This window comes from Pararhizobium sp. DWP3-4, from assembly GCF_049898205.1.
In the GTDB taxonomy this organism is placed as follows: domain Bacteria; phylum Pseudomonadota; class Alphaproteobacteria; order Rhizobiales; family Rhizobiaceae; genus Pararhizobium.
This window is the reverse complement of the sequence record NZ_JAFCXF010000002.1, coordinates 518,092-531,855: the sequence shown is the minus strand read 5'-3', so window position 1 is coordinate 531,855 and position 13,764 is coordinate 518,092. Positions and strand designations below refer to the sequence as shown.

The 13,764-nt window shown below is 58.4% G+C and carries 14 protein-coding genes; 6 read left to right on the top strand and 8 right to left on the bottom strand.

The genetic code is table 11. The annotated features are described in order from the left end of the window. Positions 1–5 precede the first annotated feature (5 nt). Both ACP7E6_RS07745 and ACP7E6_RS07740 read left to right on the top strand, forming a co-directional pair. Positions 6–1,280: a polysaccharide biosynthesis/export family protein gene (locus tag ACP7E6_RS07745; RefSeq protein WP_426229130.1), complete on the top strand. Its 1,275-nt coding sequence runs from the start codon at positions 6–8 to the stop codon at positions 1,278–1,280. A 10-nt stretch (positions 1,281–1,290) separates the two neighbouring features. Continuing rightward, a complete protein-coding gene (locus ACP7E6_RS07740; RefSeq protein ID WP_426229129.1) occupies positions 1,291–2,595 on the top strand; it encodes an O-antigen ligase family protein in 1,305 nt (434 codons plus the stop codon). A gap of 10 nt (positions 2,596–2,605) precedes the next feature. On the opposite strand, the gene ACP7E6_RS07735 is transcribed toward ACP7E6_RS07740, so the two are convergent. Then, entirely contained in the window at positions 2,606–3,826 is a 1,221-nt protein-coding gene (locus ACP7E6_RS07735) for an adenylate/guanylate cyclase domain-containing protein (protein ID WP_426229128.1), read from the bottom strand. A 227-nt stretch (positions 3,827–4,053) separates the two neighbouring features. Beyond that, positions 4,054–5,094, bottom strand: a complete 1,041-nt coding sequence (locus ACP7E6_RS07730; protein ID WP_426229127.1) for a glutamine synthetase beta-grasp domain-containing protein — start codon at positions 5,092–5,094, stop codon at positions 4,054–4,056. Positions 5,095–5,589: 495 nt separating this feature from the next. Between ACP7E6_RS07730 and ACP7E6_RS07725 the strand changes: the two genes are divergently transcribed. Beyond that, positions 5,590–5,781: a DUF2735 domain-containing protein gene (locus ACP7E6_RS07725; RefSeq protein ID WP_426229126.1), complete on the top strand. Its 192-nt coding sequence runs from the start codon at positions 5,590–5,592 to the stop codon at positions 5,779–5,781. A 415-nt stretch (positions 5,782–6,196) separates the two neighbouring features. Beyond that, positions 6,197–6,322, top strand: a complete 126-nt coding sequence (locus ACP7E6_RS07720; RefSeq protein ID WP_426229125.1) for a hypothetical protein — start codon at positions 6,197–6,199, stop codon at positions 6,320–6,322. A gap of 18 nt (positions 6,323–6,340) precedes the next feature. Here the strand turns inward: ACP7E6_RS07720 and ACP7E6_RS07715 are convergent, their stop codons facing one another. The 6 genes from ACP7E6_RS07715 to ACP7E6_RS07690 form a co-directional block, all read right to left on the bottom strand. Further along, positions 6,341–6,730 (bottom strand): DUF930 domain-containing protein, encoded by a 390-nt coding sequence (locus ACP7E6_RS07715; protein ID WP_426229124.1) that lies wholly within the window; start codon positions 6,728–6,730, stop codon positions 6,341–6,343. Positions 6,731–6,874: 144 nt separating this feature from the next. Then, complete coding sequence (locus ACP7E6_RS07710; RefSeq protein WP_426229443.1) at positions 6,875–7,336, bottom strand: YbaK/EbsC family protein; 462 nt, start codon at positions 7,334–7,336, stop codon at positions 6,875–6,877. A 58-nt stretch (positions 7,337–7,394) separates the two neighbouring features. Next, positions 7,395–7,583, bottom strand: a complete 189-nt coding sequence (locus tag ACP7E6_RS07705) for a hypothetical protein (protein ID WP_426229123.1) — start codon at positions 7,581–7,583, stop codon at positions 7,395–7,397. Between the two features lie 69 nt (positions 7,584–7,652). Further along, positions 7,653–7,907: a GlsB/YeaQ/YmgE family stress response membrane protein gene (locus ACP7E6_RS07700; protein ID WP_113315410.1), complete on the bottom strand. Its 255-nt coding sequence runs from the start codon at positions 7,905–7,907 to the stop codon at positions 7,653–7,655. Between the two features lie 209 nt (positions 7,908–8,116). Further along, positions 8,117–9,409 (bottom strand): L-rhamnose catabolism isomerase, encoded by a 1,293-nt coding sequence (rhaI, locus tag ACP7E6_RS07695; protein ID WP_426229122.1) that lies wholly within the window; start codon positions 9,407–9,409, stop codon positions 8,117–8,119. 13 nt (positions 9,410–9,422) lie between these two features. Then, positions 9,423–11,522, bottom strand: coding sequence for a bifunctional rhamnulose-1-phosphate aldolase/short-chain dehydrogenase (locus tag ACP7E6_RS07690; RefSeq protein WP_426229121.1), 2,100 nt, complete (start codon positions 11,520–11,522; stop codon positions 9,423–9,425). Between the two features lie 213 nt (positions 11,523–11,735). Between ACP7E6_RS07690 and ACP7E6_RS07685 the strand changes: the two genes are divergently transcribed. Beyond that, a complete protein-coding gene (locus ACP7E6_RS07685) occupies positions 11,736–12,548 on the top strand; it encodes a DeoR/GlpR family DNA-binding transcription regulator (RefSeq protein WP_426229120.1) in 813 nt (270 codons plus the stop codon). A 121-nt stretch (positions 12,549–12,669) separates the two neighbouring features. Next, a complete protein-coding gene (rhaS, locus tag ACP7E6_RS07680; protein WP_113245404.1) occupies positions 12,670–13,659 on the top strand; it encodes a rhamnose ABC transporter substrate-binding protein in 990 nt (329 codons plus the stop codon). Positions 13,660–13,764: the final 105 nt, after the last annotated feature.

Genomic DNA, 13,764 nt, shown 5'->3' with positions numbered 1-13,764 from the left:
ATTTCATGAACAGAAGTCTTTACAAGGGACTTCCAGCCCTCGGCCGAAAAGTCCGGGGTGCTGCGCGTCTTTCCGCGCTCGCCATCGCCATCAGCGTCTCGGGCATCCATGCAGCATTTGCCGGTGATTACACACTGGGCGCCATGGACAAGCTGAGAATACGCGTTGCGGAATGGCAGACTGCGGAAGGAACCGTCCGGGACTGGTCTGCCATCAGTGGCGACTATACCGTCGGCGCATCCGGCGGCATTTCCCTGCCTTTCCTCGGAACTGTGCCCGCATCGGGCAAGACCACGTCGGAGATTGCCGATGAAGTCGGTATTCAGTTGCAGAAGCTGTTCGGCCTGCCCGATCGCCCCTCTGCGTCCGTCGAACTTGCGCAATACCGGCCAATCTACCTTGCCGGCGAGGTCCAGACGCCCGGCGAATTTCCCTTCGCACCGGATATGACGGTGCTGAAAGCTGTCAGCCTGGGCGGCGGTCTGCGCCGTGCCGAAAACGGCCAACGTTTTGCACGGGATTTCATCAATGCGCATGGAGAATCGTCGGTGCAGATCACCGAGCGAAACCGGCTTCTGGTTCGCCGCGCACGGTTGCAGGCAGAGATTGCCGAGAAGACTGATATTGTCATGCCCGCCGAGTTGAAGGGCGTCGCAGATGCCCCCGGTCTTCTTGAAAGCGAAAAGGCGCTGATGGTCTCCCGGGACAAGCGGCAGAAGCTGCAGTTGATCGCGCTGGCCGAACTCAAATCGCTTCTGCAAAGCGAAATCGAAGCGCTCGGCAAGAAGTCGGTGACGCAGAAGCGGCAGCTGGACCTCGTCATCGAGGACAAGGGCCGCGTCGATGTTCTGGCGGAAAAGGGGTTGGCACTCAGCGCCCGTAAGCTGGCCGTCGAGCAGCGGGCCGCCGATCTGCAGGCCGCACTGCTCGATATCGATACCGCTTCGCTGAAGGCCAAGCAGGATGTCAGCAAGGCCAGCCAGGACGAAACCAACCTGCGCAACGACTGGGATGCGCAGCTTGCCCAGGAACTGCAGAACACCGAAGCCGAGCTGGATACGCTCTCCTTGAAGCTGATCACCAGCCGCGACCTGATGACGGAAGCGCTGGTCCAATCGGCGGATGCCTCGTTGACCCCGAAGCCGGGCAGAACCATCGACATCAACTATTCCATCATCCGCCAGAAGGACGGAAAGTCCACGACGATCGCTGCGGACGAAGGAACCCCGATACAGCCCGGCGACGTCGTGAAGGTCGAACCCACGCTCAACACGCAGTGAGGCTGGGCGGATGAAGATCGCCAAGGCCAGTCTGGTAATGCCGGGCGAAAATCTCGTCTACGGGGTTTTCGCCCTCGTGGTCTCCTATTTCGTCTTCGCCTATTCCGGACGGTTCGGCCAGGTGTCGATCCTGCTCTATTATGCCGTCTGGCTGCCTCTGGTGCTGATTGATTACCGCCGGGTGCTTGGAAACTACAAAAAATACCTCTGGATTTTCGCCTTTTCAGTTTTCGCGCTGCTCTCCGTCTTCTGGTCTGCAGCGCCGGGCACGACGACAAGGGCGGGAATTCAATATCTTTCCCATGTCATTTGCGCGTTGATTGCCATGCGGGCGCTGGATGTGAAAACGTTGACGCTGGGCTCGGTCGCAGGTGCCGGCGTCGTGTTGCTCTATTCTCTGCTGTTCGGCGTTTATCATTTCGATCCGCTGGACGGGACGATCAGTTTCGTCGGGGCTTTCGATTCCAAGAACCAGCTCGGCTTTTATGCATCGCTTGCCGTCTTCTTCTGTTTTTCCGCAGTCGTCCTTTTGAAGCAGCGTGGGTTCTGGCTTCCCGTGTGCGGGGTGATCGGCCTTCTTGCAGCCTATTGTCTCTATGCATCCCAGTCCGCGACCTCGGTTCTCACGACCGTTGCAGTCCTTGGGATCACCGTCGGTATGCAGGTGTTTTCCCTGCTGCCGCCCAAAAGTCGCAAGCTGCTGTTCATTGCTGCGACCATCTTCGGCACCATAACCGTGATCGGGGCTATCTATGGTGGGGCTATCGACAGCGTTCTCGGTGCTTTCGGCAAGGATTCGACCCTCACAGGCCGGACGTATCTGTGGCAACAGGGAATCGAGGCCGCACGTGCATCTCCGGTGATCGGTATCGGCTATCAGGCCTACTGGGTGCAGGGTTTTTCCGAACCGGAGCGGTTGTGGGAAGAATTCTTCATCGGCTCCCGCAGCGGTTTTCATTTCCACAATACCTATATCGAAACGATGGTGGAAACCGGTGGGATTGGGCTGCTTCTTTTGACCACGCTGTTTCTTGCGGGCCTGTTCGGTCACCTCAAAAGGGTGCTGGCGGAGAGACGGGGTTTCGAACCGTTGGTGCTGTTTGGAATTTCAGCCTTGTTGTTCGTGCGCTCTTTCGCAGAAATCGACGTCATTTTTCCCTATCAGATCGGCTCGTTCCTGCTCTATATCGCCGCTGGAAAATTGACTATGCCGGCGCCGCAAAGCGAGCCGTTGCGATCCCCGGCGTTTACCGGGGACGCAGCTCAGTCGATGGCGCATCCGCTTGGCCCCGATAACGCCTATCTATACAGGTAGGCAGCGTCCTTCAGAACGCAAAGACATCGATCGGTTCGCTGAGGCCCCGCAACTGGTGGGAGCCGACACTTTCCATCCTTGCTTCGCATCCGGCCATCTCCACGAATGCACGCGATAGCAGGACCGGCCGCTTGACCTCCTTGGTCAGGCTTTCAAGCCGTGATGCAACATTGACAGTCGGTCCTATGACGGTGAAATCGAGGCGGCTGCGCGACCCGATATTGCCGTACATCACGTCACCGACGTGAACGCCGATGCCGTAGCCGAGAGGTTGGTGCCCCTTTTCGACATTCTCCTCGTTCAGCGCCGCCATCGCGGTCTGCGCCTCGCGGATCGCGGCAAGAAGATCGCCGCAGGCATGGGCGTTGCTGAGTGGGAAAATTGCCAGCAGGCCGTCGCCCATAAATTTGAGGATTTCGCCACCATGCCGTTCGATCGGCTCGGCCATGGCATCGAAATAGCCGTTGAGCAATTCGATGACGTCGTCGCGCGGCCACATGTCCGAAATGCCGGTGAAGTCGCGCAGGTCACAGATCAGGATGGCAGCGCCGACCGTAACCCCGCTGCCGCGCGTCGTGGCGCCGGCCAGGATCTGTTCGCTTGCATGCGGGCCGACATAGGTTTCGAGCAGCGTCCGGGCAAAACGGTTCTTCAGGCGGATTTCACTGACCAGCGCAAAGGCCGGCAACAAATCGGCCAGGGCAGCGAGATCTTCATCGCTGAAGCCGCCCGGTCTGTCGCTGCCAAAGGTGATGATGTGATGCTTGCCCAACGTGTGCTTCAGCGGCCAGGCGACGTAATCGGTATGCCCTTCGGCGCGCAACTCATCATAGAGCGGATAGGGTGGAGCGTTGGCGGAAGCTGCCGGTTCGAGCCGCTGGCGAACCACGCCCGCACCGGTGTTGAGTTCGTATATCGGGCTGTTCCGGTACTGGGCGGTATCTTCCACACCATAACCAAACGTCTGGATATCGGCCTCTTTCATGCCCTTTCGCCACAGGATCCGTGCGCCCAGCCATTGCGGGTGAAGGATACGGAAGTGCAGCGTGCCACGGGAGACCGGAATGCCTGCCTGATTGAGCCTGTCACACATATCGACAAAGATATTGTCGATGAACCGTTGGTCGCTGGTGTCCGTCATCAGCCATTCGATGATGCCGCTGCTGTCGCTCGGTGACGTGCCGGCGCTTTCGCGGTGCAGGCTTGGAGTGGCGATGGATGGAACTTGCATGAATACACCCCGTCAGGATCATCAGATGCTCTGAGCCTCACACTTAGTAACAGTGCGGCGGGAATACCAGTGCAGAAACGTGCCTATTGTAGCGGAGACAAACGGAATTAACCCTGACGGATGGCGGTGATTGGAGCCGCTTCAAAAAACGGCCGTGCCAATACATTCATGGCGCCGGCCCAAATGGGCGGCGCCATGAATAAGCGTATCGAAGGAGCTGCCTGATCTTAGGCGGCGACTGAAACGCTGCCAGCAGTTGGAACTTCGGCAATCGTCTTCAGAATCTGCGAAGCGATCTGGTAAGGGCAGCCCTGCGAGTTCGGGCGGCGGTCTTCCAGGTAACCCTTGTAGCCATTGTTGACGAAGGAATGCGGAACGCGGATCGATGCGCCGCGGTCAGCAACGCCGTAGGAGAACTTGTTCCACGGTGCCGTTTCGTGCTTGCCGGTCAGGCGCTTGTCATTGTCCGGCCCGTAAACGGCGATATGGTCCAGAAGGTTCTTTTCGAAAGCCGCCATCAGGGCTTCGAAATATTCCTTGCCGCCGACTTCGCGCATGTACTTGGTGGAGAAGTTCGCATGCATGCCCGAACCGTTCCAATCGGTATCGCCGAGCGGCTTGCAATGGAATTCGATGTCGATACCGTATTTTTCCGTCAGGCGCTGCAGGAGGTAGCGAGCCATCCAGATCTCGTCGGCAGCACGCTTTGAGCCCTTGCCGAAAATCTGGAATTCCCACTGGCCTTTTGCCACTTCGGCATTGATGCCTTCATGGTTGATGCCGGCTGCGAGGCAGAGATCGAGATGCTCTTCGACGATCTTGCGGGCGATGTCGCCAACGCTCGAATAGCCGACGCCGGTGTAATATGGACCCTGCGGAGCCGGGTAGCCGGTTTCCGGGAAACCGAGCGGGCGGCCGTTTTTGTAGAAGAAATATTCCTGCTCGAAGCCGAACCATGTGCCTTCGTCGTCAAGAATGGTGGCGCGGCTGTTGGACGCATGCGGAGTGACGCCATCGGGCATCATCACTTCGCACATGACGAGCGCGCCGTTGGTGCGGGCTGGGTCCGGATAGATGGCAACCGGCTTCAGCACGCAATCCGACGAGCGGCCTTCGGCCTGCAGCGTCGAGGAGCCATCGAAGCCCCAGAGCGGCAGCTGCTCGAGCGCCGGAAATGCGTCAAATTCCTTGACCTGTGTCTTACCGCGAAGGTTCGGGACCGGGGTATATCCGTCGAGCCAGATATACTCGAGCTTAAATTTCGTCATTTCTAACCTCTCATGGGTTGATGATGCACAACATCAGGAAAGTCCAATCATGCTGCGCCGCCAACGGCTGACGACTTATATGCACGGGGCATGCCAGTTGGAGGCGAATACCGAGCCGCAGTCCGATTTTCTGCGACAGGGTGCAAAACGGAAGGACCGCGCGGACCCGAGCTGTGGCCCGGCGCGAAAAGTAGAAGTCACTGGCTAAATTGATCTTTTTGGCGCCGATTTCGATCTTTTCTCGGTGTCTCACCGCCAGTTTTGGACGGAGATGGCGTGGTTTGTCCAAAAAACGCGCAGAACTTGCGACAATTTGCCTTGAGTGCACACGCCCAAAATTTATCGCGAAAATACTCTGAAAAACAGCATGCCTAAAAAATAGCCTATTATTTAGGCGGATTGATTTTTTTTTAATCAATCCGCGCAAATTGCGTCCAAGTCTGCTATATCTCTGCGAATAGCCTTGCTGAGGGCTGTGAAAAGGGAAAAGGCACTATGGCAATGATGTCGCCGGCCGCAACGGCCAAGATTTATGAATTCCCCGCCGGTGGGCGGAAGTTGGGTGGCCGCCGGTTCGAGCAGTCTGCGACCATTGCGGATATTCGCCCGAAGCAGGTGCTTACTGTCGACTACAGCAGTTGGTATCACGACGAAGCCGTCCGTGAGGAACAAAAGCCAAAATCCTGAACTGGCCACTCGCTAAGAATCCCGATAGCCGCGCTACGCGGACATCGTGCGCCTTTGCGGCGCCAACATCGCGCGTTGATTGTTGTCCGCGCCTGACGGGTGGATGGCTGCAAGTCACCACCAAGCTATTTTTCCAGAGATCTCGTTCGTATCGTCTCTACAAGGGATGCCGCCGCCGGCGCCTATCCATGCCATAGCTGCGTGGCTGTGCGTTCTGCCGATCATGGTTAACAAACTTCATCAGCTCTCAAGATCAATATGACATTATTTTAATCTTTTCGGCATAAATTTGGGCAGAATCGCTCTTCGAGTGCACCTTGATCGTTCGCAGCATGGTGGTTGACGGGGGATTTGGCGCAATCGGTGGAATGGTTCTGCCGGGGGCGGGCAGAAATTGCCGCGAGCGTGGCGCCACGTGGTCTCACGCAGTCCTGCGGATCAGAGGAGGCTCGACATGACCGATCATATCATGAAGACGCTCTTGAACATCATGGCCGCGCTGTCGTTCGGCGCCCTCATGGTCCTGTTCATCGTCCTGTAACAGCAGCGGAAACGCTGCTCACGGATAGAGATAGTGAGCGTCCCACTCGTCATGCGGGATGAGATCGCCGATCTTGTAGTTGAACGACAGAACTTCGATATGGTCTGGTCCCGTGCTGCATTTGTATTTCAGCTTGTACCACTCGCCCTTGCTCCGGAATACAGCACCTGGCGCCTTTAGATTGTCGGCATCGAAGACCGGGTCGCCGAACGTATAGGCAATCACCTTGTCAGGCTTGAACGATGTCTGGTCGGCGCTGATCTTCCACATCGCCTCCGTGTCGCATCGCTGTTCCAGGCGGGTCTGCGGGTCGAGTTTTTCGAATTGCCTGACCAGCGACTGATCCATGGCTGCCGCCGGCGCCGCAATCGCTGCGGCCAGCAGGGGCAAACAAACAAGCCTGTTCATTGCGGGTTGAACTCCTTCGTCACACCGGAAACATTGGCGTCATGCCGGAAACGTGACCGGCAAATAGCGAACTTCAGGGCGAAGGCATGCCGGTTCCAAGGATTAACTTCAAGGAAACATTTGTGTTCATTCAAAGGCAGGCGCTTAAATCTCGGACACGTCGATCCATTCGGCTGACGCGAGTTCCGCCATTCGTTCAGGGTTGATCCGCACCGCAGCGTGCGGCGCACCAGCGGCGGGAACGACCTCGTCATATGCTTTCAGAGAAATGTCGCAGTAAACCTTGTGCGGCTTGGCAAGGCCGAAGGGGCAGACGCCGCCGACGGGATGGCCGGTCTCCTGCTCGACTTCATCGAACCCGAGCATGCGGGCCTTGGTCGCAAACCGGGCTTTGTATTTCTTGTTGTCGGGCCGGGCATCGCCGCGCGTGACGATCAGGATCACCGCGTCCGCCACCCGCAGCGCAAGCGTCTTGGCGATCTGCGCCGGTTCTACGCCATGTCCCTCTGCCGCGAGCGCGACTGTTGCAGTGCTCCGCTCAAGCTCGATGACGGCAATGTCCGGGGCGTGTTCGGCAAAGAAGGTTTTGACGGAAGCGATGCTCATCGATGGCTCGACTTTTCTGATGGATGCCGCCCGGATGATCGGGGCGGTGGCGATCTCTTCAGTCGTCGTTCGACGCATCAAGATTTTCCGGGCGCGTGCCTTCCTGATCATGTGGCAGGTAGCCGTGGCTGGTGAACCAGTTGATCAGGATCGCGGCGATTGCCTCGTCGCGGGTGTGCATGCCGGGATGATCGGAAATAAAGGATTGAATCGCCTGTTCAATCCTGGAATCGTAGATATCAGACATGATGTCTCCAGAAATAGATCATGGATGTGCCGGTTGCCTGGCGGAAAACCGGCACGAGGCCATGATGCGTCAAGCTTGCTTGACGATACGGATCAACACGAGAAGGATGACGGCACCGATCGTTGAATGGATGATGGCAGCAAGAATGCCGCTGCCGATGCTGACGCCGAGATAAGGGAACAATACGCCGGCGATGAAGGCGCCGATAATGCCGATGACCATATTCCCGATCAGGCCGAAGCCGAAACCCGAAACGATCAAGCCTGCAAGCCAGCCGGCAATGGCGCCGACGATAAGAAAGACAACAATGCTCTCGATACCCATGGATGGTTCCTTTCCGTTGTATCTGCAAGGAGCAAGATAGAGCGAAAAGTATTTTGCGTTAGAGGCAAAATGCGCTCTTCGCCGATTTTTTGCAGTGAAAAGGCGGGAGCGGACAATGAAAGTGTCCTGTCGGGCCAAAAGGTATGAAATGCATGCCCTGAAACAGAAAAAGGCCCGAGGGGGCGGGCCTTTCTGATGATCTACGTTTCTTAGACGATGCCGCCGCCGCCGCTTTTTGACACCGGCCGTTCGCCGGAAACCTTGGCGCGATAGCCGCTGGCGCGATAGGCGGCGACCGGCGAAATGGCGCCGCCGGCCTCGTAGCGCGACATGGCAAGAATCGGTTCGACATGGGTGCGGAATGCGGCCTTTAGCGTTTCCGTCGCCATCAGAGCGTCGTTGCCGTCCTGATAGCCTTCAAGTGCCTGCCGATCGACCAGCAGCGCCTGCGCATAGGCGCGGCTGACTTCGGTCGCCGAGTTCATCAGGCTTTCGATCGGGTCGGTGACATTATGGCTCTGGTCGAGCATGTGCATCGGTGCAAAACCGTCGGCTGCCCGTGTCTCGGCATCGACCAGTTCGTTGAAGATCAGGAACAGCCGGTAGGGATCGATCGAGCCGGTGTCCAGATCGTCGTCGCCATATTTCGAATCGTTGAAATGAAAGCCGCCGAGCTTCTTGAACTGGATCAGCCGGGCGACGATCATCTCGATATTGACGTTCGGCGCATGGTGGCCGAGGTCGACCAGGCAATGCGCCTTGGGGCCGAGCTCCTGTGCGATCAGATAGTTTGTGCCCCAGTCCTGCACCACTGTCGAATAGAAGGCCGGCTCGAACATCTTGTGCTCGGAAAAGATCTTCCAATCGTCCGGCAGCCCCTTGTAGATCGCCTTCATCGCCTCGAGGTAGCGCTCGAAGCTCTTGGTGAAGTTCACCTGTCCGGGAAAGTTGGAACCGTCGCCGACCCAGACGGTGAGCGCCTTGGAACCGAGCGCCTTGCCGATCTCGACACATTCGAGATTGTGATCGACGGCCTGCTGGCGCGTTGCCGCGTCCGCATGGCTGAGCGAGCCGAACTTGTAGGAATGCGCCTGATCGGCTGCGTCGGAAAAGGTGTTGGAGTTCATCGCGTCAAAGCCGAGACCCAGCGCGTTGCCCTTTTCCTTGAGCTCATTAAGATCAGCGACCTTGTCCCACGGGATATGCAGCGAGACGGTCGGCGTCGCCTTGGTCAGTTGCTGGATAACCGAGCAATCCTCGATCTTGTCGAAGATATGGCGCGGTTCGCCGGTGCCCGGAAAGCGGGCAAAGCGTGTGCCGCCGGTGCCGACGCCCCAGGATGGGACGGCAACTCCGTAAGCCGATACTTTCGCTTTGACGGCACCGATATCAATGCCCCGGCGCGCCAGTTGCGTGCCGAGGTGTTCGTAATCCGCCTTCAGATCGGCGATGCGCGCGGCATTGTCGGCGTCGATGACGTCTTTTGTGATCATCCGTGTCATGTCGCTCTCCGGTCTAGCGCGTGAACGACTGGGCGTTGCCCGCGTCGACATTGATGATGTTGCCCGTCGACTTGGCCGACATGTCGGAGGCGAGGAAGTAGATCGCTTCGGCAATGTCTTCCGGGAAGACGCTGAGCTTCAGCATCGAGCGTTCGCGATACATCGCCTCCAGCCCTTCCATATCCGTCTTGTAGACGGCGGCGCGCTGTTCCTTCCACTCGCCGGACCAGATTTTTGAGCCGCGCAGAACGGCATCCGGATTGACGACATTGACGCGGATCTGCGCCGCAGCACCTTCCAGCGCCAGGCACCGGGCAAGGTGGATTTCGGCCGCCTTGGCCGTGCAATAGGCGGCTGCACCGGGGGAGGCGGCAAGGCCGTTCTTGGAGGCGACGAAGACGACGTTGCCGCCTGCCTTCTGGTTGCGGAAAATCCGGAAGGCTTCGCGTGAGACGAGGAAGTATCCGGTCGCCAGGATATCCATGTTCTTGTTCCAAAGCGCCAGCGTCGTGTCCTCGATCGCGGCTGATGAGGCAAGGCCGGCATTGGAAACGAGAATGTCGAGACCGCCGAATTCGAGCAGCGCATCGGCGAAGCTCGTCTGCACGGCAGTTTCGTCAGTCACATTCATGTTGACGGCGCGGACAAAATCCTTGCCGTAGCGGCCGCCGAGTTCGCTCAGTGCGGAGGCGAGCGCGGCCTCATCGATATCGGCGAGCACGACGCAGGCGCCTTCCTGCATCAGGCGGTGGGCGGTCGCCTTGCCGATTCCGCCGGCGCCGCCGGTGACCAGCGCGATCTTGCCGGCCAGCATCTTCGGCTTTGGCATGCGCTGCAGCTTGGCTTCCTCAAGCAGCCAGTATTCGATGTCGAAAGCCTCCTGTTCCGGCAGTCCGACATAGGTCGAGACGCCGGAGGCGCCGCGCATGACATTGATGGCGTTGACGTAGAATTCGCCGGAAATGCGGGCGGTGGCCTTGTCCTTGGCAAAGGTGATCATGCCGACGCCGGGAATGAGATAGACGACCGCATTCGGATCGCGCATGGCCGGGCTGTTGTCGCGCTTGCAGCGCTCGTAATAGGCAGCGTAACCGGCACGATATTCTGCAATCGCAGCGTCAAGGCCAGCCAGCGTCTTGTCGATGTCGGGATTGGCCGGATCGAAATCGATCACCAGCGGGCGGATCTTGGTGCGCAGGAAATGGTCGGGGCAGGAAGTGCCGAGCGCCGCCAGCGGCGCAAGGTTCTTCGAGGTGACGAAGTCGAGAACCGCCTGGCTGTCGTCGAAATGGCCGAGCTTGCGCTCGTCGGCGCTGATCATGCCGCGAATGACCGGCATCAGTTTTTGCGAGACTGCGCGGCGTTCAACGGCCGGCAGGACTGGCTTGACTGCACCGCCGAAAGCCGGCGCCGTGTTGGTTGTTTCAAACCAGGCAATTGCCTTGTTGATGATCTCGACGGTGGTCTCGTAGGCTTCCTTGGCCGTATCGCCCCAGGTGAAGAGGCCATGGCTTTCAAGGATCAAACCGCGTGCATTCGGGTTTTCAGCGCAGAATTTCGAAAGCCATAGGCCAAGCTCGAAGCCCGGACGTTTCCAGGGCAGCCAGCCGATATCGGCGCCGAAAATCTGCTGGGTCAGTTCGCGGCTGTTCTTCGATGCGGCAATGGCAATGATCGCATCCGGGTGCATGTGATCGACATGCTTCCTGGGCACATACGCATGCAGCGGCGTGTCGATCGAGGCTGCCCGCGGATTGAGGTTGAAGGTGCAATGCGGCAGGTAGCCGACCATCTCGTCTTCATGCTCGAGGCCGCGATAGAGGCCCTTCAGGGCTTCGAGCTTCTCTATGTAGAGTGTCGAAAAGCCGTCCATCTTGATCGTGCCGACATCGCCGCCGGAGCCCTTGACCCAGAGAACCTCGACCGTGCCGCCGCCGAGCGGATCCTTTTCCATGACCTTGGCTGAGGTGTTGCCGCCGCCGTAATTGGTGATGCGCTTGTCGGAACCCAGCAGGTTTGAGCGGTACAGAAGCCGCTCGGCTTCGTTCATTGCCGCTGCCTTGGCGTCGTCCCAGAGATTGGCAAGGCGCGAGCCTTGTTGCTTGTCGAGCATCTGCATTTCCTCCCGGTCAATTTTGCGCCGGCCCGGTAGAATTTGCGGGACAAAGAGCGCATTCGTTGCGATCAGATCACACAAAGATCAGCCGCATGTCAATCATAAACGATCAAAATCAGTCATATTGCACTGCACAATGAAAAAATATGATTGTTTGTGATTGACAATGCGCGGTCGTGATGGAAGCATAGACAATAGTGGAGGAGCCTAATGCACGAGAAAGAGCGACACAGGATCATTCTGTCAGCTGTCCAGGACAAGCCGGTCATCACCGTGCCTGAACTGGTCGATCTGACCGATAGTTCTGAGGCGACGATCCGCAGGGATATCGCGGCGCTGCACGTGCAAAAACGTCTGCGCCGGGTGCGCGGCGGTGCGGAAGCGATCAACCCACCGCAGTTCGTCGGCCTTGCCGGCCGTCCGTTCAGCGTCAACGAAGGCCTGCATGCCCGCCAGAAGCAGGCGATTGCCAAGGAGGCCGTGGCACTCTGTCAGGATGGCGAGCCGATCATCATCAATGGCGGCACCACGACGTTCCAGATGGTGCACTTCCTCGCCAACCGCCGGATGCAGGTGTTCACCAATTCCTTTCCGATTGCCGAGCATCTGCTCAAGCACTCGAAGAACACCGTGATGCTCTCGGGTGGCACGATCTACCGCGAGCAGAACATCATTTTGAGCCCCTTCGACAATGACGTGACGCGCAATTTCTATGCGCGCCGCATGTTCATGGGCGCGCAGGGGCTGGGTCCGCTCGGCCTGATGGAAGGCGATCCGCTGCTCATCCAGGCGGAGCAGAAGCTGATCGACCAGGCAGACGAACTCGTCGTTCTGATCGACTCGTCGAAATTTCACAAACGCTCCAGCCTCATTCTGTGCGGGCTGAAGCGCATCACCACGGTGATCACGGATTCGGGCATCGAGGACAGGCATGTCCAGATGCTTGAAGATGCAGGCGTCGGCTTGGTTATCGCCAATACGCGCTCGGGCGTTGTTGAGGAGAATGCTTCCTCGTCGGCGTAAGGCCGGCGGGAGGAGGGGAGTGGGAATGCCGATGGCTTCACGCCATCAGGCAAAGTTTTGAGAGCATAAAGCCGAATGAACGCGATCATTGTGACCGCGCGGCTTCAGGGAGGAGAACGTCATGAAAATTCTGAAGGCATTGATGGTCACGACAGCGGTTTCGCTGGCACTGATGGCAAACGCCGCGCATGCGGAAAACAAGAAGATCGCGCTGGTCGTCAAGGCGCTCGGCATCGGCTTCTTCGAAGCCGCCAACAAGGGCGCGCAGGAAGCCGCCAAGGAACTCGGCGATGTCGAAGTGATCTATACCGGCCCGACAACGACGACGGCCGAAGGCCAGATCGAAGTGATCAACTCGCTAATCGCCCAGAAGGTTGATGCGATCGCCGTATCCGCCAACGATACCGACGCTCTGGTTCCGGCGCTGAAGAAGGCGATGGAGCGCGGCATCAAGGTTATCTCGTGGGATTCGGGCGTCGCCAAGGACGGCCGCTCCATGCACCTGAATCCGTCGTCCAGCCCGCTGATCGGCAACATGATCATCAAGCTTGCCGCCGACCAGTTGCCTGATGGCGGCGACGTCGCCGTTCTTTCGGCAACAGCCACCTCGACCAACCAGAATGTCTGGATCGAGGAGATGAAGAAGGTTCAGGGCAATTACAAGGGCATCAATGTCGTGGCCACCGTCTACGGTGACGATCTTGCCGACAAGTCCTACCGCGAAACGCAAGGCCTCATCCAGTCCTACCCGAACCTGAAGGCGATCATCGCTCCGACCTCCGTCGGTATCGTTGCTGCCGCGCAGGCGGTCGAAGACGCCGGCAAGGTCGGCCAGATCAACGTTACCGGTCTCGGCCTTCCCTCGGAAATGGCTGGCCACGTCAAGGCCGGTTCGTCGAAGTCGTTCGCCATCTGGAACCCGATCGACCTCGGCTATTCCGCCACCATGATTGCCTATGACCTGATCGGCGGCGCGGAAGCAAAGCCGGGCGCCGAACTGAAGATGGGCCGCATGGGTACCGTCAAGCTCGACGACAACAACGAAGGCGCCATGGCCGACCCGTTCGTCTACGACGCCAAGAACGTCGAAGAGTTCGCCAAGATCTTCTGATTTGAAGGTCCTCTTCTCCCCAGCGGGGAGAAGTGCCGAGTGAAACGAGGCGATGAGGGGGCGGTGCGGCATATACTGACGATGCCGCCGACCCCCTCATCCGAC